Genomic DNA, 22,744 nt, shown 5'->3' with positions numbered 1-22,744 from the left:
GCCGTCACCGATTCTGGCAGGCGAGCCCGCTGATCGCAAAAGTGCGCGTTAACAGCTCTGAAAAGTTCCGGAAATTGACTGTTGACGTTCGGGCCGCCCGGCTCCAAGAATGGGCGCAACGACGGCCGTCGATCCCCCTACGGAAGGTGAGCAGTCATGATCAGAAGAGCTGCCGACGACACCGGGCAGCGGCGCTCCCGCGGCTGGTCCGCGCTCGTCGCCTGCGCGGCCGGCCTGCTGACCGCCGCCGGAGTCGTCGCCGCCACCACCGGCGGCCCGGCCACGGCAGCCGCGGCCGCCGCGAACTGCAGCAACGGCTACGTCGCCCTGACCTTCGACGACGGGCCCAACCCCAGCAACACCAACAACCTGCTCAACACGCTGCGCCAGGCGGGCGTCCGCGCCACGCTGTTCAACATCGGGCAGAACGCGGCGAGCAACCCGTCGCTGGTCGCCGCCGAGCGCGCCGCCGGGATGTGGATCGGCAACCACAGCTACACCCACCCGCACATGCTCAACCTCAGCCAGAGCCAGATGTCCTCGGAGCTGTCGCGGACCCAGTCGGCGATCCAGAACGGTGGTGGCGGCACCCCGGTGCTGTTCCGGCCGCCGTACGGCGAGACCAACGGCACCCTGCAGTCGGCGGCGTCGGCGCTCGGCCTGCGCACCATCACCTGGGACGTCGACTCGCAGGACTGGAACGGCGCCAGCACCGCGCAGATCGTGCAGGCGGCGGGCCGGCTCACCAACGGCCAGAGCATCCTCATGCACGACCAGTACGCGACCACCATCGCAGCGATCCCGCAGATCGTCTCCGGCCTGAACAGCCGGGGCCTGTGCGCCGGGATGATCTCGCCGTCGACCGGCCGGGCCGTGGCGCCCGACGGCACCAGCACGCCGCCGCCGAGCGGCCCGACCACCCCACCGCCCACGGGCGGTGGCTCCTGCACCGCGACCCTGTCCGCCGGCCAGCAGTTCGGTGACCGGTTCAACCTCAACGTCGCGGTCAGCGGCAGCAACGCCTGGACCGTCACGCTGGCCCTGAACGGCGGCCAGAGCGTGCAGAACAGCTGGAACGCCTCGGTCAGCGGCACGACGGGAACCGTCACCGCCAGGCCGAACGGTGCCGGCAACACCTTCGGCGTGACCATCATGGCCAACGGCACCTGGACCTGGCCGGCGGCGAGCTGCCGGGCGGGCTGACAGCGACGAGTCGCGAGCGGCCGGGCGGGGGATTCCCCCGCCCGGCCGTTTTTCGCTCCGGAAGGCTGACCGTTTCTGCTCCCGGGCGGCACCCGTACGCCCCGAGCATGAATCTCTCCGGTCAGATGCCCATCCGGCGAGAAGGCGGCCCCATGACGATCCTGCAGCGCGCCCGCAGCGGCTTGCTGGACGCCGTCCGCGCCGGTGACGCCTGGTGGTGGTTCCTGCTCGGCGGCACGCCGCTGCTCATCGCCGGTGCGTGGCTCGGCCCGGCCGCCCAGGAGGCCGCGTACGCGGTGCTCGCCGGGCTGGCCTGCGTCGGCGTGCTCACCGGGCTGGCCGTGCACCGCCCCGCCCGCACGACCGGGTGGTGGCTGGTGGCCGCCGCGATGATCTGCGGCTCGGCGAGCAGCGCCGCCTGGTCGCTCGCCTTCCTCGACGGGTCCTCGCCCGACGGGCTGACCGTTGTCGACGCGGTCTACTTCGCCATGTACCTGCTGGTCGCCGCCGCGCTCGCGGCCGTGGCCTCGCGCGGCGTCTCGGCCCTGGCCGGCATGGTCGAGGCCGGCGTGGTGGCGTGCACGGCGATCGTGCTCGGCTGGGTGTTCCTGATCGACCCGTTCGTCAACGACGCCGGCGGCTGGACGTCCGGCTCGACCGCGGTCGCGTACCCGGTGCTGGACCTGTTCATCCTGACCATGGCGGTGCGGCTCGCCGTGGCCGCGGGCGGGCTCACCCGCGCGCACGTCCTGATGCTGCTCGCGGTGGCCACGATGGTCGCCTCCGACATCGTCTACTTCCTGTCCGTGTCCTTCGGCGGGGCGTGGTCGGGACCCGGCGTCAGCGTGTCCGGCTGGATGCTGTTCTACCTGCTGCTCGGCGCCGCCGCCCTGCACCCGTCGATGGCGGCCCGCACCGCGGACCGGCCCGGCCAGGAGGTGCGCTCGTCGCGGCGGGTGACCGCCCTGTACACCGCCCTGGTGGCGATCGGCCCGCTGGCCACGGCGTACGCGTGCCGGCGCGACCTGCGGGCCGGTGAGTTCGACCTGGCCGACGTCGCGCTGCCGCTGGCCGCCACGGCCGCGACCGCGGTGCTGCTGGTGATCCGGCTGTCGCACACCAGCGCCCTGGTGAACCGGCGCGCCGCCGAGCTGGAGCAGTCGCTGGCCGAGCAGGCGGTGCTGCAGCAGCGGATGAGCCACCTCGCCCTGCACGACGCCCTCACCGGCCTGCCCAACCGGCTGCACGTGGAGCGCAGCCTCGACGAGGCGCTGCGCCGGCCCGACCCCGGCACCCTGCTGATGATCGACCTCGACGGCTTCCAGCAGGTCAACGACAGCTTCGGCCACCCGACCGGCGATGCGCTGCTGCAGGCGGTGGCGGGCCGGCTGGCCGAGGCGGTCGGCCCGGCCGGCGTGCTCGCCCGCCTGGGCGGTGACGAGTTCGCCGTGCTGCTGCCGGGCGCCGGTCACGCGGCGGCGGCGGGCGCCGTCGAGCACCTGCTCGCCGCGCTGCGCCGCCCGGTGGCGGTGAGCAGCCACCGGCTGCACGTCACGGCCAGCATCGGTGTCCGGCACCTGGCCTCGGCGTCGGGCAGCGCCGAAGTGCTCAGCGACGCCGACATGGCGCTGCACGCCGCCAAGCGGGCCGGCCGCGACCGCGCCGAGGTGTACGACGTGCGCCTGCGCGAGCGTCAGCTGCGCCGCATCGCCACCGTCGAGCGGCTGCGCGGCGCGATCGGCACCGGCGACATCGTGGTGTACTACCAGCCGATCGTCTCGCTCACCACCGGCCGGTTCACCGCGGTCGAGGCGCTCGTGCGCTGGTGCCCGCCCGGGGCGCCCCCGATCATGCCCGACGACTTCATCCCGGCCGCCGAGGACAGCGGCCTCATCGTCCCGCTCGGCGAGCAGGTGCTGCGGGCCGCCTGCCGCGACGCCGCGGCCTGGCACCACCGGTACGGCATCGGGGTGACCGTCAACGTGTCGCCGCGGCAGCTGGCCGAACCGCACTTCGCCACCAAGGTCCGCGCGGCGCTGCGAGACTCCGGCCTGCCCGCCTCCGCGCTGATCCTCGAGATCACCGAGAGCATGCTGATCGGCGCCGGCCCGCACGCCCGGCAGAGCATCGCGCACCTGGCCGACCTGCGCCGCGACGGCGTCCGGGTGGCCGTCGACGACTTCGGCACCGGGTACTCCTCGCTGGCGTACCTGCGGGACCTGCCGATCGACATCCTGAAGATCGACCGGTCGTTCATGCCGGCCGGCGACGACGCGGGGGAGCAGGTGGCGCTGGTCCGCACGATCGTCGGCCTGGCGCACGACCTGCGCCTGGCGACCGTCGCCGAGGGCGTGGAGACCCTCGAGCAGGCCGCCGTGCTGCAGACGCTGGGCTGCGACAAGGGGCAGGGCTGGCACTACGGCCGCCCCGCCCCCGCGGACCGTACCTCCGCCCTGTTCGCCGCCGACGAGCTTCAGCCGGTGACGGCGAGCCGGGAGTCTCTGGCGCACAGGCGTTCGTAGAGCTCCCGATAGGACGCCGCCATCACCGCCGGGGTGAACCGGCGGGCCGCCTCCGCGCGGCACTCCGCCTCGGCGATCGCGCCGCTCGCCCGGACCAGGTCGCCCAGCTCCTCCTCGTGCGTGGTGAGCAGGCCGGTCCGGCCGTGTTCCACCAGCTCCGGCAGGCAGCCGCGGGCGATGCCCACGACCGGGGTGCCGAGCGCGAGGGCCTCCACGACCGCGGTGCCGCCCGGCTCGTTCCAGCGCAGCGGGAACAGCGCGGCCCGGGCCCCGGCGACCAGGTCGTCGCGGTCGGCGCCGGTCACCGTCCCGGCCCAGCGCACGCGGTGCCCGTCCACGTGCGGCGCGACCCGCTCGCGCCAGAACCGTACGTCCGGGTTCTGCGGGTCGGCGCCGGCGAGGTCCTGCGGGCGGTGGTACGGACCCACCGGCCCCGCCAGCACCAGGTCGAACCCCGCCTCGTGCGCCAGCCGGGCCGCCAGATCCTGACCCTTGCCCGGGTTGATGCGTCCCAGCACGACGACGTACCCGTCCTTGGGGCGCGCCGGTCGCCGGTCCGCGCCGGTCGCCAGCGGGGTTGCCAGGTGCACGTGGCCCACGGCGTGCGCCCGCAGCGCCTCGGGGGCGTGACTGAGCTGGTCGGCGGAGACGCCGTTGACGCGTACGCGGGCACCGCCGTCGAAGCCGCCGTACAGCTCGGGGTGCTTGGCGAGGTCCCAGTGCAGGGTGTGCAGGCCCGGGGGCGCGCCGGGGCCCAGCGCCGCGAGCGTGGCCAGCCCGGCGGCCTCCACATGGTCGTGCACGAGGTCGATGTCGCCCGCGTCGAGGCGGCGCACGACCGCGCTCTGGTGCGCCGGCACGACGCCGCACACCTGGTTGTACGGCCGCTGCAGCTGCGGGAACTGCCCGGTGCCGAAGACGCTCAGCCGCTCGTCCGCCGGCAGCGTGCTCTCGCCCACCGAGGCGAGCACCACCTCGACACCGAGCCGGCGCAGCTCGGGGACGAGCGTGGCCACCACGTTCTCGATGCCGCCGTACCCGTGGGGCGGGACCGGCAGCCAGGGACCGGCGTTGACCAGGACCCTCATGCCACACCCACCGCGTACGGCCGGCGCGCCAGCGAGGCCAGCGGCGGGCGTTCCTGGACGCCGACGTCGCTCACCACGATCTCGCGGTCCAGGTGGGGCAGGTGCCCGTCGCCGCCCCGGCGGAACTGGGTCATCAGCGTCGACGGCGGCAGCGGCCCGGCGACCAGGCCGCGCCGGTGCAGCCGGGACCACGCCGTCACCATGATCTGCGCCGACATCCGGCCCAGCGCCTCGGTGCCCTGGTGGCGGTGGAACCGCTCGCCGAGGTCCACCTGGGCCAGCGCGTCGAGGCCGACGAGGTCCAGCAGGTCGATCAGCATGGCGATCTCCACGCCGTAACCGGAGACGAACGGGATGCGCTCGAGGGTGGCGCGGCGGCCCGCGTACTCGCCGGCGAGCGGCTGCACGACGCCGGACAGCTCCGGCCAGAACAGGTTGATCAGCGGCCGGGCGCCGAGCTCGGTGACCCGGCCCCCGCCGTCGGTCTCGACGCCCGAGGAGCCCACCAGCGGACGGTGGTAGAAGCCCTTGACGAACTCGACCGTGGGGTCGGTGAGCAGCGGCCCGAGCAGGCCGGTGACGAAGCGGGCGGAGAAGTCGCGCAGGTCGCCGTCGACGAAGGCGACCACGTCCCCGGAGCTGGCCGCCAGCCCGGCCCACAGCGCGTCGCCCTTGCCCTCCATGCGGGGCAGCCGCCGGGTCACCTCGTCCTGGCTGACCACCCGGGCGCCGGCGGCGCGGGCCACGGCGGCGGTCGCGTCGCCGGAGCGCGAGTCGACGACCAGGATCTCGTCGACCAGCGGGACCCGGCCGGTGAGCTCCCGGCAGACGGTTCCCACGATCGCACCGATCGTGGCCTCCTCGTCGCGGGCGGGGATCACGACGCTGATCCGGGTGTCCCGCTTCGCGCGGACGAGCTGCGCGGCCGTCCAGTCCGCCGCGTTGCGGGTGCGGTACGTCGTCCAGGCCTCGACGATCGGTGATGCTGTCGGTGTCTCAGTGGCGTGCGAATGCCGCATCGGGCAGACCCCCCAGATCGCGTGCACCAATGGAGATCGGGCTGTTCCCTGCGCGATCGGCGCCAATCTTGGGGATTGGTTAAGTGTGCATGTCCAAGACCTGGAAATGTGCTGACAGACGTTTCGCCGCCGGCGCTCCGGAGAAGTGCCCGGTCGTCAGGACAGTCGACGGGCAGGAGGGCCGATGGCGGCGACACGGGTGGGTCTCATCGGGGCGGGGGGCGTCGCGCAGCGGCACGCGCGGGTCCTCTCCGGCCTGCCGGATGTGCAGGTCGTGGGCGTGACCGACGTGGTGCCCGAGGCGGCGGCCACGCTGGCGGGGCAGTACGGCACCCGGGCTCTGCCCGACGCGGCGGCGCTGCTCGGCGAGGGGCTGGACGCGGCGTACGTGTGTGTGCCGCCGTTTGCTCACGGCGCTGCGGAACGCCACGTGGTGGAGGCCGGGATCCCGCTTTTCGTGGAAAAGCCCATAGCGATCAACTGGGACGTTGCACAAGAAATTGCCTCCCTCATTGCACGCCGAAATGTATTGACTGCGGTGGGTCACCATTGGCGATATCTCGCCATCGTGGAAGAAGCCCGGAAATTGCTCGCCGACCGCCCCGTACGCCTCGTCACCGGGGCATGGCTGGACAAAGTGCCGCCGGTCGCGTGGTGGCCGCGCCGCGACCGCTCCGGCGGCCCGGTGGTCGAGCAGGCGGCACACGTCCTCGACCTCGCCCGTTGCCTGGCCGGTGAGGTCACCGAGGTGACCGCGGCCGGCAACGGCACCCCGCCGCCGGTCGACGGCGCCGACGTGGACGGCGCCACGGTCGCCACCCTGCGCTTCGCCTCCGGGGCGGTGGGCAGCCTCGCCGCCACCTGCGTGCTCGGCTGGAAGCAGCGCGCCGGCCTGGAGATCTACGCCGACGGGCTGGCGCTGGACGTCAGCGAGACCGGGCTGATCGTCCGGGACGGCGACGGCACCCGCACCGTCGACAGCGACCCGGACTCCGCCCGGGTGGCCGTCGACCGGGCGTTCATCCAGGCCGTCCGCGGCGAGAGCGACGACATCCGCGTCCCGTACGCCGAAGCCCTGCGCACCCACGCCCTCGCCCTGGCCGTCGCGGAAGCCGCGGCCACCGGGCGGGCCGTCGCGCCGTCCTCCCCGGAGTCGTCCCGTGCCTGACCGGAACATCGTGGTGACCGGGCCGGGCCGGCTGGAGATCCGCGAGGAGGAGGTGCAGCCCGGTCCCTTCCGCGTCCGTACGCTCTTCAGCGGCGTCTCCGCCGGCACCGAACTGAGCTACGTCAAGGGCACCAACCCCGCCCTGCACGCCACGTACGACCCGGCGCTGGGCCTGTTCGGGGCGGCGCCGGCCGAGCCGTGGCCGATCACCCGGCTGGGCTACATGGAGGTCGGCCGGGTCGAGGAGAGCCGCACGCCCGCGGTCGCCGAGGGCACGGTCGTGGCCATGACGTACGGCCACCGCACCGGCTGGACCGGTGACCCGCTGCGCGACCGGGTCGTCGCGCTGCCCGCCGGCCTCGACCCGATCCTGGGCATCTACGTCGCCCACATGGGACCGATCTGCGCCAACGGGCTGCTGCACGCCGCCGCGGACCTGCACGGCACCGGCGTACGCTCGCTCGCCGACGGCGTGGCCGGGCGCCGCGTCGCGGTGACCGGCGCCGGGGTGGTCGGGCTGCTGACCGCGCTGTTCGCCCGCGAGCACGGCGCCGCGTCGGTCGTCGTGCTGGACCCCACCCCGCAGCGCCGCGAGGTCGCCGCCGCCCTGGGCCTGCAGACGCTCGACCCGGAGGCCGGCGACCCCGCGGTGGTGCTGAAGACGGCGTGGCGGCACACCGCCGACGATCGGGGCGCCGACGTGGTCTTCCAGTGCCGGGGTCAGGGCTCGGCCCTGCACCTGGCGCTGCGCCTGCTGCGGCCCCAGGGCACGGTCGTCGACCTGGCGTTCTACCAGGGCGGGGCGGACGCCGTACGGCTGGGGGAGGAGTTCCACCACAACGGGCTGGGGCTGCGCTGCGCCCAGATCGGGCGGGTGCCCCGCGGCCTCGCGCCGGCCTGGGACCGGGAGCGGCTCTCCGCCGAGACCGTGACCCTGCTGCGCGCGTGCGGCGAGGCCATCCGCAAGCACCTGATCTCCGCGGTGGTCCCGTTCGACGACGCCCCGGCGCTGCTGACCGATCTCGCGCTGCGCCGCCGGCAGGAACTGCAGGCCGTCATCGCCTGCTGAGAAACCGACGTTTGCGGCGGTTCCGGGTGGGGCATCCCCGGCCTGTCCTCCCCACGAAAGAAGGAACCATGGTCAGCAGATCCCACGCCGGCGGCGTCGCATCCCCCCGCGCGCGCACCCTCGTGCAGACGGCCGCCCTTGCCGTCGCCGCCGTCTTCGTGCTCGTCGGGATCCTGGGTTTCATCCCCGGCATCACGACCCACTACGGCGACATGACCTTTGCCGGGCACCACAGCGACGCCAAGCTGCTCGGCGTCTTCCAGGTGTCCATCCTGCACAACCTCGTCCACCTGCTGTTCGGTGCGGTCGGGTTCGTCCTGGCCCGTACGGTCCCCGGCGCCCGCAACTACCTCATCGGCGGCGGCGCGATCTACCTCGTCCTCTGGCTGTACGGCCTCGTGGTCGGCCAGAACAGCGGTGCCAACTTCATCCCGGTGAACCCCGCCGACGACTGGCTGCACCTGCTGCTGGGCCTCGGCATGATCGCCCTCGGCTTCCTCACCACCCGCGACACCGCTCGCCGCTAGACGTCACCCGCACGCCGCGAAGGGACCGTACCGGTTGGTGCGGCCCCTTCGCCGTGTGCGGGAGGCGACCACCGTGGACGGCTTGCCGAGGGCTACGCCGAGCCCGTCGCAGCATTGTGCTCGGCCAGCGCTTGGAACAGCTGTTTGGGCTCCCAGTGGCCGTCGTCGTAGCACTTGACCACCCCGTAGGAGGCCATGTCGAGGTCACGGTCCGGCTCGGCGCGATGCGGAAGTGAGGGTGCCGCGAAGGTGTGGACGAAGGCGCCTTCCACCCCGGACTTCTCCACGACCTCGAGCATGTCGATGACTTCCCCGGCCTGCAGAGTCTCGTCGCGGACGAAGGAGCCGGTCAGCCGGTCATGGCCGTCCGGGCTGATGATGTCCCAGCCCATGCCGCCCTTGTCCTCGGCGCCGCGGTAGGTGCAGCAGCCGACCTCCGTGATGATGACCGGTTTGCCGTGCGCGAAGTGCCGCTGCAGGCGCGCCCCGTAGTCGTGCCGGTTGCGATTCACCCGGTAGTAGTCCAGGCAGACGAAGTCGAAGAGGCTCCAGTCGACGCTCTCGATCGGTGCGGATGCGTAGCTGACCGGGCCGGTGAACACCTGCCGGACTTCGTGGCCGGCCCGGGCGAGGAAGGCGTTGAGGGGCCGGTTGTGGGTGCCGAGGTATTTCAGCTGCATTCTGCGGTGCGGGCGCAGGCGCTCCGCAACGGTCTCGCCTTTCATGATGCCGCGCATGAACAGCGTGAGCTCGCAGCCCAGTAGAAAGACCAGATCGGAGCTTCCCAGTGCTTGGGCGGCGGCAGCGCACTGCCTGATGTTGGCCAGCGTCTGTGCCGGGTCGCCGTCGTGCAGGAGCGGGGACAACCACACCTCGAGCCCGAGGTCGAGTGCCATTCCGGTCGTGTCGAGAAGCCTCTTCCGACTGGTGCCCGACACCCGGACGGCGGTGCAGTGCAGCTCATCCCGGATGACCGTCAGGTCATGCCGGGTCTGTGACGCATCGAAGGTCGGACGCGACAGGTAGGGCCCGGTCCGGGTACCGACGTCGTAGGTGATTCCTCTCCGCACCATGGTGTCAACCATAGTTGACACCAGAGGAATGCGTCAACCTTGGTTGACATGACTCGTCCGCTCGGAGACGTGCAGCCGCCCGGCGATCTCGGTGGTGGTGGCACCGCGGCGATCAGCTGCAGCAGCGTCCGTTCCCCCTCGTCGAGCTCGACCGAAGCCGCCCGGGCGCCGCGCGCCCAGCCCAGCAGCTCCGCGGGCATCACGGCCCAACCGTCCAGGATGGCCGGCAACGGCCGCAGCAGGCGTTCCGGCTCGCCGGTCCTGGGCAGATACCCTTCCGCGCCCGCCTGCAGCGCCTCCACCGCGGACGCCGGGTCGTCGTCGGCGGACATCGCCACGATCCGGGCCCGGGGCACCGCCCGGTGCCCGTCGTTCACCTCAGGGAGCAGCCGCTCGAGGCCGCAGACGACGTTCGGATGGTCGTCGACGATCACGATCCGGACAGACGTGGACACCCGCCTCGGATGCCCCGGAAGGGCGCACTCATGCGTCCGGCGCGGCGCCCGCAGCCGGCCGGCCCGGCCCCTCCGTTTACCGCGTGCCGGCGGGGGAACGCTCCCGGCCATGACCGATGACATCCGAACCGACCGTCATGTGACCGACGAGCCGGACGGCTCCACCGCGTACGAGGCGTCGCTGCGCGCGCCCGGGGACTCCGTCACGCCGACCGGTGACGACACCACGCCGGCGTTCGACGCGGGCGACGACGAGACCTCCGGCGTGGACCCGCACGCGGGCTACGACCCCGGAGCCGTCTCCGGGGACACGCCGGAATACCGTCCGGAGCGCTGACGGCGGACCGCGGGGCGCCGCTCAGCCGGCTCACGACTCGGCGGCGGCCTCCGTGGTCTCGTCCGCGACGAGGTCCGGGGCGAGCACGCGGTCGAGGTTGGTGACCTCGAGGACCATGCGCACCATCGGGCCCGGCTTTTGCAGCTGCAGCGCGATGCCCTGCGCCGCGGCGGCGCGCTGGGCGGCCACCAGCATGCCCAGGCCGGAGGAGTCCAGGAACGTCACCGCGCTCATGTCGATGTCGAGCCGTGTGCAGTCGCGGCGCTCGACGACCTGCTGCAGCACCTGACGCAGCACCGCGGCGTTCACCACGTCCACGTCGCCCTCGGGTACGACGACCATGGTCTCGCCTTCCCGCTCGATCGTGCAGTCGAAAGGCATGGCCGATCAGTCCTCCCCAGGGGTTGCTCGCGTGGAGCCGCGCTACCCCGCGGGCGGCCGATCGAAACCGGTGGAGGCGTTAATCACGTCCGGCGTGTCGCTGCGCGTGCAGCGCCTGCAGCAGCTCCGCGCCGGTGAACGGCTTCTCGAGCAGGTGGACGTCCGCGCCCAGGGTGCCGTGCGTGGTCAGCACGGGCTGGGCGTACCCGGACATGAACAGCACCCGGATGCCCGGGCGCACCGTCGTGACCGCCTCGGCGAGGTCCTTGCCCAGCATGCCCGGCATGATCACATCGGTGAGCAGCACGTCGATGGTGCCCTCGTGGGTACGGCTGATCCGCAGCGCGTCCAGCCCGTCGGTCGCGGTCAGCACGGTGTAGCCGCCACGCCGCAGGATGCGCTCGGTCACCTCGCGCAGCGCCGTCTCGTCCTCGACGACCAGCACGGTGGCGCCGTGCCCGCCGAAGTCGCCGGACGGCGTCGCGGGCCGGGTGTCCTCGGCGACGGCGTCGGTCACCGGCAGCAGGATCGTGATCGTGGTGCCGTACCCGGGCTCGGAGTAGATCTGGACCGTGCCGCCGGCCTGCGTGACGATGCCGTACACGGTGGCCAGGCCCAGGCCGGTGCCCTGCCCGCTCGGCTTGGTGGTGAAGAACGGGTCGAACGCCTTGTCGATGACGTCGCGCGGCATGCCGGTCCCGGTGTCGGAGACCCGGATGCGCACGTACGGGCCCGGCTCCAGCCCGCCCCGCGCGGCCGGATGGTCGGCGTCGACCTGCACGGCGGCGGTGTCGATGGTGACGTGGCCGCCCGAGGGCATGGCGTCGCGGGCATTGACCGCGAGGTTGATGAGCACCTGTTCGAGCTGGCCCGGGTCGGCCATCACCGGCGGCACCGGCGCGGTACGGGTGGTCAGCGTGATGTGCTCGCCGATCGAGCGCCGCAGCATCTGCTCCACCTCGGCGACGATCGTGTTGACGTCCAGCGCCCGCGGGCGGATCACCTCCCGGCGGGCGAACGCCAGCAGCTGGTGGGTCAGGTCGCTGCCCCGGCGGGCCGCCCGGGCGATCTGCTCGGCGTCGCGGGCGAACGCGGTGCCGGGGGCGTCCTCGGCGATGAACGACGCGTAGTTGAGGATCACGGCGAGCAGGTTGTTGAAGTCGTGCGCCACCCCGCCGGCGAGCTGGCCCAGGCTCTCCAGCCGCTGGGTGCGCTGCAGGCGGGCCTCGATGCGCTGCTGCTCGGCCTCGTCGCGCAGCGCCTGCTGCTCGGCCTCGGCGGTGAGCCGGTCGGTGATGTCCCGGATGGCGGCCACGACGATGATCCGGCCGTCGGCGTCGAGCGCGCTGCAGGAGATCTCCACGGGGAGTTCGCTGCCGTCGCGGCGCCGGGCCGTACGGGTGGCCCACCGCGGCGCCGCGGTCGCGGGGTCGTCGCCGCCCTCGATGCGTTCGGTGTCCAGCGGGGTCGAGTCGCCACGGGTCCGCAGCATCGCGGCCGCCGGCGGCAACCCGTCGGGCAGCAGCCGGCGCACCCCCATCTGGACGAGGTCGTAGCGCGGCAGCCCGAACAGCCGTTCCGCCTCGGCGTTGACGAGCACGATGGCGCCGAGCTCGTCGACGCCGAGCAGGGCGTCCGGCGCGGCGTCCAGGACGGCCTGCACCTGGGCCTCGGCGCGTTCCCGCTCGCTGATGTCGCGGGCCGTGGTGGCCATCCCCACGATCGTCCCGCCCGCGTCGCGCAGCGGGCTGACCTGCACCGACACCGGCAGTACGGAGCCGTCGGCGTGCAACCGGGTGGTGCGGTAGCGGTCCATGCGGCCGCCGATGCGCACCAGGGTCCGGATCTCCTCCTCGTCCACGCGGCGTTCCGGCGGGACGATCCGGTCGATCGGCTGGCCCACCATCTTGGCGGCCGGGTAGCCGTACAGCAGCTCGGCGCCCGGGTTCCAGGTGAGCACCACGCCGTCGAGGTCGGTGGTCACGATGGCGTCGTGCGAGGACTGGACCACGGAGGCCAGCAGGGTCCGGGCCTCCTGGGCCTCGCGGTGCCGGGTGTCGTCGCGCAGCACCGAGGTCACCAGCATGTCCCCGCCGGGCACGGTGACCGCCGCGAGCGAGATCTCCACCGGGAAGACCTGGCCGTCGCTGCGCAGGCCGCGCAGGGGCAGCCGGCGCAGCGGCGGGTGCTCGCTGGCCAGGTACCCGGCCCGGTGCCCGGGGTGGCGGGCGCGGGCCTCGGGCGGGACGAGGTCGTCGACGGACCGCTCCAGCAGGCGGCCCGGCTCGTACCCGAACATCTCGTGCGCGCGGCGGTTGGCGATGACGATGGTGCCGTCCGCCCGGCTGACGATCACCGCGTCGGGCGCCTCGTCCACCAGGTGTCCGGTCAAGGCATCGGTCGTCGGCACCATTCCTCGCTTCCGGCGGCTGGGCCACCCGCACTGCCTCACTCAACGTAGAGTGATCTGGACCGTCAGTGGTTGCTGTTGCCGAAAACGGGGGGTGGCATGCCAGGGGATCACCATCTGCCGACCGGGATCGACCCGAACCGGCCCAGCGCCGCGCGAATCTACGACGCGTTCCTCGGCGGGAACCACAACTTCGCGGCGGACCGGGCGGTCGCCGACCGCGCCCGCGAGCTCGTCCCCGAGCTGCCCGGCATCGTCCAGGCCAACCGGGCGTTCCTGCGCCGCGCCGTCCGCTTCGCCGCCGGCCGGGGCATTCGCCAGTTCCTCGACCTCGGCTCCGGCATCCCGGCGAACGGCAACGTGCACGAGGTCGCCCGGGAGGTGCAGCCCGAGGCGCGCGTCGCGTACGTCGACCTCGACCCCACCGCGGTCCTGCACGCCCGGGAGATCCTCGGCGCGGATCCGCGTACCGTCGTCATCCAGGGCGATCTGCAGCGGCCGGAAGCGGTGCTGACCGACCTGCACCTGCGTGGCCTGCTCGACCTCGGCGAACCGGTCTGCGTGCTGATGATCGCCGTGCTGCACTTCGCGCCCGACAGCGCCGAGCTGACCGCCGCCCTGCGCCACTACCGCGACGCGGTCGCTCCCGGCAGCTGCCTGGCCGTCTCCCACGCCACCGGGACCGCGCGCGCCGAGGAGATGGAACGCTTCGTCGACCTCTACAACCGCACGGGTACGCCGCTCGTCCCGCGCGACCGCCGGCGCGTCGAGGCGCTGTTCGACGGCTGGGACCTCGTCGAGCCCGGCGTGGTGCACAGCACCGAGTGGCACCCCGATCCGGGCGACGACGTGCCCGGCGATCCGGCGGCGACCCTCACCTACGTCGGCGTCGGCACCAGACCTCAGGCCGCCCCGCGGTAGAAGGCGGCCAGCGCGTGGAACGCCTGTTTGGGCTCCCACGGCAGGTCCGGGTACGTGACGCCGTGCCGTCCCGGCCGCAACGTCCGCACGAGGGACAGCGCGGTGGCGTCGAGGTCGTGGCGCGGGTCCTCGTCGTAGGGCGCCAGCGGGAAGCTGAAGCTCATCACGAACGCGCCGGCCACCCCGCGCCGGTCCAGGTCGCTGAGCTGATCGAGGAGCATGCGCGCCTGCGCCGCCTCGTCACGCGGGTGGATCGTGCGGACGCGGGGCCTCACCGCACCGAGCAGCCGGGACAGGGCGAAGCTCCACGGCTTCGCGTTGAAGGTGCCGAGGAACTCCGGGTTGTCGGCGTCGCGGCAGGCGGCGTACCCGAGCTCGGTCACCACGACCGGCCTCCCGGTGGCCGCGAGCCGGTCGAGCACCGTGCCGTAGCCCCGCTCGGTGGCCGGGTTGCGGTAGAGGTTGACGCCGGCGACGTCGAACGGCGTCCAGTCCGGATCCTCGAACGGCAGCGCGCAGTAGGTGAGCGGGCCGTCGTACGACCGGCGCACCACCGCGACGGCCTCGGCCAGGAACGCCCGCAGCGGCGGCGTGTGGCGCCGCTCCCGCGTGATCGTCCTCAGCTGCCGGTTGTGGACCCGGCGGTGGTGGGTGCGGCCCGGCACGATGCCGCGCATGAAGAACGTCAGCTCGTTGCCGACCGAGAGCGTCACCCGGCCGGGCGCCCGCCAGTGCAGGTCCTCGGCGACCGGCGCGGCCGCGTCCAGATAGGCCAGGGTGCGCGCCGGCGTCGCGTTCCACAGCTCCGGGCAGACCCACACCTCCAGGCCCAGATCGAGGGCGTACGCGCCGGCGAAGGCCAGCCGCTGCGGGTCGCGGGCGCACAGGCGCACGGCGGTGGCGTGCAGGTCGCCGCGGATGATCTCCAACTCCCGCCGGACCAGCCCGGGCGTGTAGTCGGGTCGCCAGTCGGCTGACCGTGGCCCCATGGCCCGGCCCACGTCGTAGACCACGCCGGACCACCGCATCGCCGGCCACGATAGCCGAGTCGGCGGTTTCTCCCCTTGTCTGCCGAACCCCACGGCTGTAGTTCATGCGAATCCCGCCGCCCGGCTTGACGGTCGCCGCCGCAGGGACGTCACTGGAGATCATGGAGTTGCCCGAGTCGATCGCGCCGATGCTCGCCACGCTCGGCGAGCCGTCCGCGGAGCCCGGGCAGGCGATCGAGTTCAAGTGGGACGGCATCCGGTGCGTCGCGTTCGCCGAGGGTGGCGGCGTACGCCTGCAGACCCGTAACGGCAACGACGTCACGGCCGGGTACCCGGAACTGGCCCGGCTGCCGGAGGTGGCCGGCGGCCGGCCGGTGGCGCTCGACGGCGAGATCGTGGCGCTGGACGAGGCCGGCCGCCCCTCGTTCGCCCGGCTCCAGCAGCGCATGCACGTGGCGGATCCGTCGCCCGCGCTCGTCGCGGCGGTGCCCGTCGTCTACTACGTGTTCGACCTGCTCCACCTCGACGGGGTGTCGACCATGCCGCTCCCGTACGCCGAACGCCGCGACCTGCTTGCCGGCCTGGCCCTGAGCTCCGGCGAGGTCCGGGTGCCGCCGCACTTCGTCGACGCCGACCCGCAGGCGATCATGACGGCCGCGCAGGCCCGGGGGCTCGAGGGCATCGTCGTCAAGCGGCTCGGGTCGGCGTACCAGCCGGGGCGGCGCTCGCCGAGCTGGATCAAGGTGCCGGTCTCGCTCACCCAGGAGGTCGTGATCATCGGCTGGAAACCGGGCCAGGGCCGCCGTGCCGGCACCATCGGCTCGCTGTTGACGGCGGTGGCGGGCCCGGACGCACGGCTGTCCTTCGCCGGCGGGGTCGGCACCGGGTTCACCCATCAGATGCTCACTCACCTGCAGGACGTGCTGCGACCGTACGCCCGCGGCACCGCGCCCGTGCCCGGGATCCCGCGCGAGTTCGCCCGCGGCGCCCACTGGGTGGAGCCGCTGTTCGTGGGGGAGGTGGCGTACCGGAACTGGACGCCGGACGGCCGGCTGCGGCACCCGTCGTGGCGCGGGCTGCGGCCGGACAAGACGCCGGCCCAGGCGCGGCGCGACGTGTACGCCCCGTCGTCCCCCGCCGCGGAGGTCAAGGGCGCGATGGTGACGCCGGACGGGCTGTGGCGCGTCGAGGTGGTCAGCCGCGGCGGGGTGGAGTCGTTCCGGGTCGTGCAGGGCGACAACGTCCTGGAGGGCCTGGACATCCACGGCGTCGAAGGGCTGCTCGCGCAGCGCGGGGTCGAACTGCGGTCGCTCCGCCACGCCGACCCCGCCGCCTGACCGGCCGTCAGACGCTCACGCCGCCCGGGAATCCTTGACGAACACGATGCCGTCGGTGCGGGCCACGTGGGCCGGATCGAGCGGGGCGTAGCCGAACCAGGGCGAGACGCGGGCGGCCGGCTCCGCTGCACCGAGCAGGTCGCTCAGCTCCTGGACGCCCAGCAGTCGGGTCTCGTCCGGCAGGGCGTACAGGATGCCCTCGATGGTGTCCGGGGGTGGCGTGCCGACCCCGCGGTGGTGGATCGTGCCGACGGCGGAGGCGAGGAAGGCGTACGCGTCGCCGAGGTGCGCGCCGACGATCGCGCCCGCGCTCCACCAGCTGAACGGCTCGCCACCCAGCCGCATGCTGCTCTCGGTGCGTTGCAGGTGCGCGTTGTGGGAGGCCACCAGGGTCGGGCCGCGCTGCGCGAGGGCCAGCAGGTTGGCGGCCATGATGGAATCCCGTACGCCCAGCAGACGCGGCATCCGGCCGGGTGACGTGTCGGCCATCCAGTAGTGGTAGCGCAGCAGGCCGACGGCGGTACGCCCGTGCAGGCGCGCCCGGTGCCACTCCTCCTCGGTGGAGGTCGCGATCAGATGGGGCGTCTGGGCCTCGAGCAGGGCCACGAGGTCGTCGGCGAGCACCCGCAGCCGGTCGGCGTCGGGCGACCGTCCCACCGAGGCGGACGGGTCCATCATCGCGGCCTGGTTCGGCCACCGCTCGTCCGTGCCCAGCAGCTGGTCGAGCGTCTCCGCGGTGCAGGGCAGCAGATCCTTGCCGACCCGGGCGGCAAGGTACGCGTGCAGCCCGGTGAGCGCCTCCCGCGGGCTCTGCGCGCCGGTGATCTCCAGCGGGCCGTCGAACCCGGCGAAGTGCACCCGCTCCGCCGCCGGCCGCCCCTCGTTGTACGCCCGCATCCAGCGCACCAGCTCGCGGTTGCCCGGGAACGCGCCCCACTCGTGGCTGAAGCCGCGGTCCATGGCCTCGTCGAGCGTCCCGGCGCCGCAGGTGACGTACGCGTCCACGACCAGCCCCATCAGGCAGTCGCTCTCGATGGCGATCGTCCGGTAGCCCTCCTGCTCGACCAGGTCGCGGAACAGCGCGTTCCGGACGCCGAGCAGGGACTCCTCGCCGTGGGTGGGTTCGCCCAGGGCGAGCAGCCGGGGCCGGTGGGACAGCACGCGCATGACGGTCGCCGCGTCGACAATGTTCATAGCCTCAACGCTATCGTTGAACCGTCGGTTGGAACTTTGGCGCGATTTAAGCAGGACAGTGTCTCAAAACCTTCAAGGCGGGGATCGGCTCCGGCCGGTCGATCTGGCCCGCCGGCACGGCCTGTCCACCCAGGCGGTCCGCAACTACGAGGAAGCCGGCATCCTTCCGGCCGCCGGCCGCAGCCCGCACGGGTACCGCGCCTACACGCCGCTGCACGCGTCGGCGCTGCGGGCGTTCCTCGCGCTCCTGCCCGGGTACGGCCACCCGGCGGCCACCTCGGTCCTGCAGGCGGTCAACCGGGGCGCGACCGGCGACGCCCTGCGGATCGTCGACGAGAGCCACGCCCAGCTGCTCGAGGACCGCCGTACGCTGCGGGCCGTCGAGCTCGCCCTGCGCGACCTCGATCCGGTACGCCGCGAGCGCGGCGACACGTTCGTCGGCCCGCTGTCCCGGCGGCTCGGCATCCGGCCGGCCACCCTGCGCAAGTGGGAGCGCGCCGGCGTGGTCCAGCCGCGCCGGGACCCGCGGACCGGTTACCGCGTCTACGGCGAGGCGGACGTCCGCGACGCCCAGCTGGCCCACCAGCTGCGGCGCGGCGGCTACCGGCTGGAGCAGATCGCGCCGGTGATCGCGCAGGTCCGGTCCGCGGGCGGGGTGGCACCGCTGGAGTCCATGCTCCGGGACTGGAACGCCAGGCTCTCGGCCCGCAGCCGCGCCATGCTCAGCGGGGCTGCGGCGCTGGACGCCTATCTGGAGTGTCGCGGGGAGTGACGCGCCGCGCCCGTGTGATGCCCCAGGCGACGAGTGCCGCCGCCACGACGGTGAGGGTGAACCCCGCGATCGTGACCGCCTCGCGGAACTGCGCGGTCTGCGTGGCGCTCCACCGAGACGTCGCGATGTCGCCGGTGAACAGCGCCGCGAGGATCGTGCCGGTGACCGCGATGCCGGCGCCGGAGGTGACCTCGGTGGCGGTGTCGGTGAGGGCCGCGCCGATCGTCGTCCGGTTCTGCGGCAGCCCGCGCAGCACGCTGACCCCGGCGACGACCCCGACCACCCGCATCCCGGCCGCCACCAGCACCAGCGCGAGCGCGACCCACCCGTACCCGAGGCGGCCCAGCGCGCTGTAGACCCCGAGCCCGGCCACCACCGCCGCGGCGCTGAGCCACCCGGCCCGCTCCAGGCCCACGCGCTCGACGAGCGGGCCGATGACCGCGCCGCCGGCGAGGAGCACGACGACCTGCGGCAGCATCCCGAGCGCGGCGAGCCCGGGCGTCCACCCCCAGTCCAGCTGCAGCTGCAGGGTCACCAGATAGCCGAGGCCGGCGGTGGCCAGCCCGGCCGCGGCCTTGAACGCCAGGCCGCTCGACACCAGCGGGTGGGCGATCAGCCGCAGGTCCAGCAGGGGATGGCGCGCCGTGCGTTCGCGGACCACGAACAGGGCCGCCCCGGCGGCGGCCGCCGCGGTGGCCGCCCACGGCACCCACGAGCCGGCGCCCTTCTCGACGAAGAGCGTCGGCGCGACCAGCGCGAGCATGATCGTGGCCGTGCCCAGCGCCGCGCCGGCGAGGTCCACCGGGTCGCGGTGCAGGGCGGCCGGGGAGTCCGGGGCGATGCCGGACCGTACGCCGACGATCGCGAGCACGGCGATCGGCACGTTGACCAGCAGCAGAACCTGCCAGGGCGCGATCGCGAGCAGGAACCCGCCGGTGGTGGGGCCCACCGCGAGGCCGGCCAGGCCCACGGTCGAGATGAGGGTGGTCGCGCGGACGCGCAGCCCGTCGTCGTCGAACAGGCGGAAGGCCAGCGCCATCGAACCCGGCGTCGTCATCGCGGCCGCCACGCCCATCGCCACCCGTACGGCGATCAGCTGCCCCGCGGTGCCCACGACGACGGTGGCGAGGCTCGCGGCGCCGAGCAGGCCCAGCCCGGCGAGCATGATCCGCCGGGGGCCGTACCGGTCGGCGATCGCGCCGGCGGCGAGCATCAACCCGCCGAACACGACGGCGTACGCGCCCGTCACCCACTGCAGGGCGGTGGTGGACGCGTGCAGCTCACGCCCGATCGTGGGCAGCGCGACGGTGAGGATCGAGGTGTCCAGCATCTCGAACAGGAAGACCGCGGACAGGCCGGCGAGGGCCACCCACGCCTCCCGCAGCGACCGTGGTGAGGTTTGCTTGAGAGCGGTGGTCATGTCACTAACCTAAGTGACTAAGTTTAGTCAGACAAGGAAGTGTGATCGGATGCCCAGGACCGGAGCGCGGGGCGGCCCGCAGACGCGCGCGAAGATCTCCGAGGTCGCGACCCGGCTGTTCCTGGAACGCGGCTTCGACACGGTCACCGTCGCCGAGGTCGCACGGCAGGCCGGCGTCTCCAGCGTCACCGTCTTCAACCACTTCCCGCGCAAGGAGGACCTGCTCCTGGACCGGGAGGCCGACGCGGTCGAGATCCTGCGCTCGGCGGTACGCGACCGCGCGCCGGGAGCCGACGCGCTCACCTCGCTGCGCGCCGCCGCCCTGGGACTGGCCGACGAACGGCACGCGCTGTCCGGGCTCAAGGACGGTTCCGCGCCCTTCTTCCGTACGGTCGCGGCCTCGCCCGCCCTGGTGGCCCGCCTGCGGGAGATCGCCGCGGAGCTGCAGGAAACCCTCGCCGACGAGCTCGGCCGCGACCCGGCGTTCGACGGCGACGCCGGCCTGCTCGCCGCGTTCTTCATCGCCGGCTACGGCACCGTGATCGTCGAGACCGCCCGCCGCCTCACCGCGGGGGAGCCGCCGGACGCCGTCGCCGGCCACCACCGCGCACGCCTCGAGCGGCTCTTCGACGCGCTCCGCACCGGCGTCGCCCCCGCGTCCCCCTGACCGATCACCCGGCCCATTCGCGCCGCAGCAGCCCGTGCACCCACGAGTCGGAGACCTCGCCGTTCACCACGCAGTCCTCGCGCAGCGTGCCCTCGCGGACGAAGCCGAGCTTCTCCAGCACGCGGGCCGATGCCGCGTTGCGCGTGTCGCACTCGGCCTGGACCCGGTTCAGGTCCAGCGTGCCGAACGCCCACCGCAGCAGCGCGCCCGCGGCCTCCGTCGCGTACCCGTGGCCCCACGCCGCCTCGCCGAAGCAGAAGCCCAGCGACGCGCTGCGATGGTCCGGATTCCACCGGCTCAGGCCGCACCAGCCGAGGAACGCCCCATCGCTGGCGCGGATCACGGCCGGTCGCGCCCCGGAGCCGTCCGCCGCCATCCGGCGGCAGACGGCGATGAACCGCTCGGCCCGGGCGCGCTCGGTCCACGGTGGCGCGTCCCAGAAGCGCAGCACGCCGGCGTTGCTGTGCAACGCGAACAGATCGTCCTGGTCGGAGTCCTCGAAGGGGCGCAGGCGCAGGCGGGCGGTCCGCAGGGTGGGCGTCGGCAGAACCATGCGGGTCACCTTTGCACAGCGAAGAGGGTCGATACTAGGGCTTGGCCCGCGCCGGCCCGGCGCGTGCGATGGACAGGGGGTAGGCCGATGTCAGTGTCGATGTCGCGGCGTACGTTGCTGAGCGCCGCCGCGGGAAGCGTCGCCGCCGTGGCGGTGGGGACGGAGGCGGGCGCGGCGCCCGCCACCCGGACCCGGGTCACGCCGGCGCTGCGCGAGCTGGAGGCGAAGATCCGCGCCGGCATGGCCCGGTACGCGATCCCCGGCGTGGCGGTCGGCGTCTGGCACCGCGGCGCCGAGTACGTGCGGGGCTTCGGGGTCACGAACGTCGACGACCCGGTGCCGGTGGACGGCGACACCGTCTTCCGCGTCGCGTCCACGACCAAGACGTTCACCGGCACGGCCGCGATGCGCCTGGTGGAACGGGGCCGCCTCGACCTCGACCGTACGGTGCGCAGCTATCTGCCGGACTTCCACACCGCGGACCGGGCGGCGTCCGCGCGGGTGACCGTACGCGAGCTGCTCAACCACAGTGCCGGGTGGCTCGGCGACTTCTTCCTCGACACCGGCAGCGGCGCGGACGCGCTCGCCCGGTACGTCGAGGCGATGTCCGTGCTGCCCCAGCTCACCCCGCCCGGGACGGTGTTCGCGTACAACAACGCGGCGCTGTCGCTGGCCGGCCGGCTGATCGAGGTGATCACCGGGGCGTCGTACGAGGAGGCCGTACGCACGCTGGTGCTCGACCCGCTGCGGCTGCGGCACAGCGCCTTCTTCCTCGACGACATCCCCGGTGCGTCGGTCGCCGTGCCGCACGGTGTGGACGCCGACGGCAAGCCGTTCGCCGCCCCCGAGGCGTTCGCCATGCCGAGGGCCATCCACCCGGCCGGCGGCCTGATCTCCAGCGCCCGGGACCAGCTGCGCTGGGCTCGGTTCCACCTCGGCAACGGCCGTACGCCCGACGGCCGCCGGCTGCTCACCCGGCGCTCGATGCACGAGATGCAGTCGCATCCCGGGCCGGGCGGCACCCTGTTCGTCGAGCTGGACGGCTTCGGCGTCACGTGGATGCTGCGCCCGACCGCGCAGGGGCCGAAGGTGGTGCAGCACGGCGGCGACTGGGCCGGCCAGCACTCCGGCTTCCTCATGGTGCCCGAACGCGACTTCGCGCTGACCGTGCTCACCAACTCCGAGGGTGGCCCGCTGCTCACCGCCGAGCTGTTCGCCGACGACTGGGCGCTGCGCCGCTTCGCCGGGGTGCGCAACCTCCCCGCGGTGACCCGCCCGGTGCCGGGCGCCGCGCTGGCCGGGTACGAGGGCCGGTACTCGGGGTCCCAGATCGGCTTCGAGGGCGAGACCGCCACCGTCGAGCTCGACCTGGTCGCGGACGCCGGCGGGCTCAGCGTGCGGGTCGGCGGGCAGGAAGCGCTGCGGCTGGCGTTCTACCGCCGCGACTACGTCCGGGTCCTGGACCCCGGGGGAACGGACACGCACTTCCGCGCCAACTTCGTGCGCGGGGCCGGCGGGGAGGTCGCGTGGCTGCGCTACGGCGGCCGGCTCTACCACCGCGGCGCCGCGACGCTGCGCAGCGCCGGCACGTCGCTGCCGCTGCAGCGCTCCACGCTGCCGTACCCGGGGCTCGGGTAGG

General features: G+C 73.6%; 20 protein-coding genes. 11 read left to right on the top strand and 9 right to left on the bottom strand.

Annotated features, from left to right (window positions below):
• Nucleotides 1-156 precede the first annotated feature (156 nt).
• Complete coding sequence (locus COUCH_RS26140; protein WP_249607853.1) at nt 157-1,203, top strand: polysaccharide deacetylase family protein; 1,047 nt, start codon at nt 157-159, stop codon at nt 1,201-1,203.
• 152 nt (nt 1,204-1,355) lie between these two features.
• Complete coding sequence (locus COUCH_RS26135) at nt 1,356-3,725, top strand: putative bifunctional diguanylate cyclase/phosphodiesterase (protein WP_249607852.1); 2,370 nt, start codon at nt 1,356-1,358, stop codon at nt 3,723-3,725.
• Here COUCH_RS26135 and COUCH_RS26130 read toward each other — a convergent pair.
• Both COUCH_RS26130 and COUCH_RS26125 read right to left on the bottom strand, forming a co-directional pair.
• On the bottom strand, nt 3,677-4,813 hold the full coding sequence (locus tag COUCH_RS26130; RefSeq protein WP_249607851.1) for a glycosyltransferase: 1,137 nt from the start codon (nt 4,811-4,813) through the stop codon (nt 3,677-3,679). The two genes, COUCH_RS26135 and COUCH_RS26130, sit on opposite strands and share 49 nt — an antisense overlap.
• A complete protein-coding gene (locus tag COUCH_RS26125) occupies nt 4,810-5,832 on the bottom strand; it encodes a glucosyl-3-phosphoglycerate synthase (RefSeq protein WP_249607850.1) in 1,023 nt (340 codons plus the stop codon). Before COUCH_RS26125 ends, COUCH_RS26130 begins: the two co-directional genes overlap by 4 nt.
• Nucleotides 5,833-6,016: 184 nt before the next feature.
• Between COUCH_RS26125 and COUCH_RS26120 the strand changes: the two genes are divergently transcribed.
• The 3 genes from COUCH_RS26120 (at nt 6,017) to COUCH_RS26110 (ending at nt 8,596) form a co-directional block, all read left to right on the top strand.
• The gene (locus COUCH_RS26120; RefSeq protein ID WP_249607849.1) at nt 6,017-7,000 is read left to right on the top strand and encodes a Gfo/Idh/MocA family protein; all 984 of its coding nucleotides are present in this window, start codon (nt 6,017-6,019) and stop codon (nt 6,998-7,000) included.
• Complete coding sequence (locus COUCH_RS26115) at nt 6,993-8,069, top strand: zinc-dependent alcohol dehydrogenase (RefSeq protein ID WP_249607848.1); 1,077 nt, start codon at nt 6,993-6,995, stop codon at nt 8,067-8,069. Before COUCH_RS26120 ends, COUCH_RS26115 begins: the two co-directional genes overlap by 8 nt.
• 68 nt (nt 8,070-8,137) lie before the next feature.
• Entirely contained in the window at nt 8,138-8,596 is a 459-nt protein-coding gene (locus COUCH_RS26110) for a DUF4383 domain-containing protein (RefSeq protein WP_249607847.1), read from the top strand.
• Nucleotides 8,597-8,688: 92 nt separating this feature from the next.
• On the opposite strand, the gene COUCH_RS26105 is transcribed toward COUCH_RS26110, so the two are convergent.
• A complete protein-coding gene (locus COUCH_RS26105; RefSeq protein ID WP_249607846.1) occupies nt 8,689-9,669 on the bottom strand; it encodes a hypothetical protein in 981 nt (326 codons plus the stop codon).
• Nucleotides 9,670-10,233: 564 nt separating this feature from the next.
• Between COUCH_RS26105 and COUCH_RS26100 the strand changes: the two genes are divergently transcribed.
• The gene (locus tag COUCH_RS26100; protein ID WP_249607845.1) at nt 10,234-10,461 is read left to right on the top strand and encodes a hypothetical protein; all 228 of its coding nucleotides are present in this window, start codon (nt 10,234-10,236) and stop codon (nt 10,459-10,461) included.
• 30 nt (nt 10,462-10,491) lie between these two features.
• Here the strand turns inward: COUCH_RS26100 and COUCH_RS26095 are convergent, their stop codons facing one another.
• Both COUCH_RS26095 and COUCH_RS26090 read right to left on the bottom strand, forming a co-directional pair.
• Complete coding sequence (locus tag COUCH_RS26095; protein ID WP_249607844.1) at nt 10,492-10,842, bottom strand: STAS domain-containing protein; 351 nt, start codon at nt 10,840-10,842, stop codon at nt 10,492-10,494.
• Between the two features lie 79 nt (nt 10,843-10,921).
• Nucleotides 10,922-13,252: a PAS domain S-box protein gene (locus tag COUCH_RS26090; RefSeq protein ID WP_249607843.1), complete on the bottom strand. Its 2,331-nt coding sequence runs from the start codon at nt 13,250-13,252 to the stop codon at nt 10,922-10,924.
• Nucleotides 13,253-13,351: 99 nt separating this feature from the next.
• On the opposite strand from COUCH_RS26090, the gene COUCH_RS26085 reads away from it, so the two are divergent.
• Nucleotides 13,352-14,173 carry an SAM-dependent methyltransferase gene (locus tag COUCH_RS26085; protein ID WP_249607842.1) on the top strand — a complete coding sequence of 274 codons (822 nt, stop codon included), beginning with the start codon at nt 13,352-13,354 and terminating at the stop codon, nt 14,171-14,173.
• On the opposite strand, the gene COUCH_RS26080 is transcribed toward COUCH_RS26085, so the two are convergent.
• A complete protein-coding gene (locus COUCH_RS26080) occupies nt 14,155-15,201 on the bottom strand; it encodes a hypothetical protein (RefSeq protein ID WP_249607841.1) in 1,047 nt (348 codons plus the stop codon). The genes COUCH_RS26085 and COUCH_RS26080 overlap by 19 nt on opposite strands.
• Nucleotides 15,202-15,266: 65 nt before the next feature.
• Between COUCH_RS26080 and ligD the strand changes: the two genes are divergently transcribed.
• Nucleotides 15,267-16,499, top strand: coding sequence for a non-homologous end-joining DNA ligase (gene ligD / locus COUCH_RS26075; protein WP_249607840.1), 1,233 nt, complete (start codon nt 15,267-15,269; stop codon nt 16,497-16,499).
• Nucleotides 16,500-16,514: 15 nt separating this feature from the next.
• On the opposite strand, the gene COUCH_RS26070 is transcribed toward ligD, so the two are convergent.
• Nucleotides 16,515-17,693: an erythromycin esterase family protein gene (locus COUCH_RS26070; RefSeq protein WP_249607839.1), complete on the bottom strand. Its 1,179-nt coding sequence runs from the start codon at nt 17,691-17,693 to the stop codon at nt 16,515-16,517.
• Nucleotides 17,694-17,751: 58 nt separating this feature from the next.
• Here COUCH_RS26070 and COUCH_RS26065 point away from each other — a divergent pair, with 58 nt between their 5' ends.
• Entirely contained in the window at nt 17,752-18,465 is a 714-nt protein-coding gene (locus tag COUCH_RS26065; RefSeq protein WP_249607838.1) for a TioE family transcriptional regulator, read from the top strand.
• Here the strand turns inward: COUCH_RS26065 and COUCH_RS26060 are convergent.
• A complete protein-coding gene (locus COUCH_RS26060; protein WP_249607837.1) occupies nt 18,416-19,885 on the bottom strand; it encodes an MFS transporter in 1,470 nt (489 codons plus the stop codon). The genes COUCH_RS26065 and COUCH_RS26060 overlap by 50 nt on opposite strands.
• Before the next feature lie 49 nt (nt 19,886-19,934).
• Here COUCH_RS26060 and COUCH_RS26055 point away from each other — a divergent pair, with 49 nt between their 5' ends.
• Nucleotides 19,935-20,552, top strand: coding sequence for a TetR/AcrR family transcriptional regulator (locus tag COUCH_RS26055; RefSeq protein WP_249607836.1), 618 nt, complete (start codon nt 19,935-19,937; stop codon nt 20,550-20,552).
• A gap of 4 nt (nt 20,553-20,556) precedes the next feature.
• Here the strand turns inward: COUCH_RS26055 and COUCH_RS26050 are convergent, their stop codons facing one another.
• Nucleotides 20,557-21,105, bottom strand: coding sequence for a GNAT family N-acetyltransferase (locus tag COUCH_RS26050; protein WP_249607835.1), 549 nt, complete (start codon nt 21,103-21,105; stop codon nt 20,557-20,559).
• An 87-nt stretch (nt 21,106-21,192) separates the two neighbouring features.
• On the opposite strand from COUCH_RS26050, the gene COUCH_RS26045 reads away from it, so the two are divergent.
• Nucleotides 21,193-22,743 carry a serine hydrolase domain-containing protein gene (locus tag COUCH_RS26045; protein WP_249607834.1) on the top strand — a complete coding sequence of 517 codons (1,551 nt, stop codon included), beginning with the start codon at nt 21,193-21,195 and terminating at the stop codon, nt 22,741-22,743.
• The last annotated feature ends 1 nt before the right edge of the window (nt 22,744 follow it).

It is taken from the genome of Couchioplanes caeruleus (assembly GCF_023499255.1).
Classification (GTDB): Bacteria; Actinomycetota; Actinomycetes; order Mycobacteriales; family Micromonosporaceae; genus Actinoplanes; species Actinoplanes caeruleus_A.
Note: the sequence above shows the minus strand (reverse complement) of the source record. Positions and strands in the feature narration are given on the sequence as shown.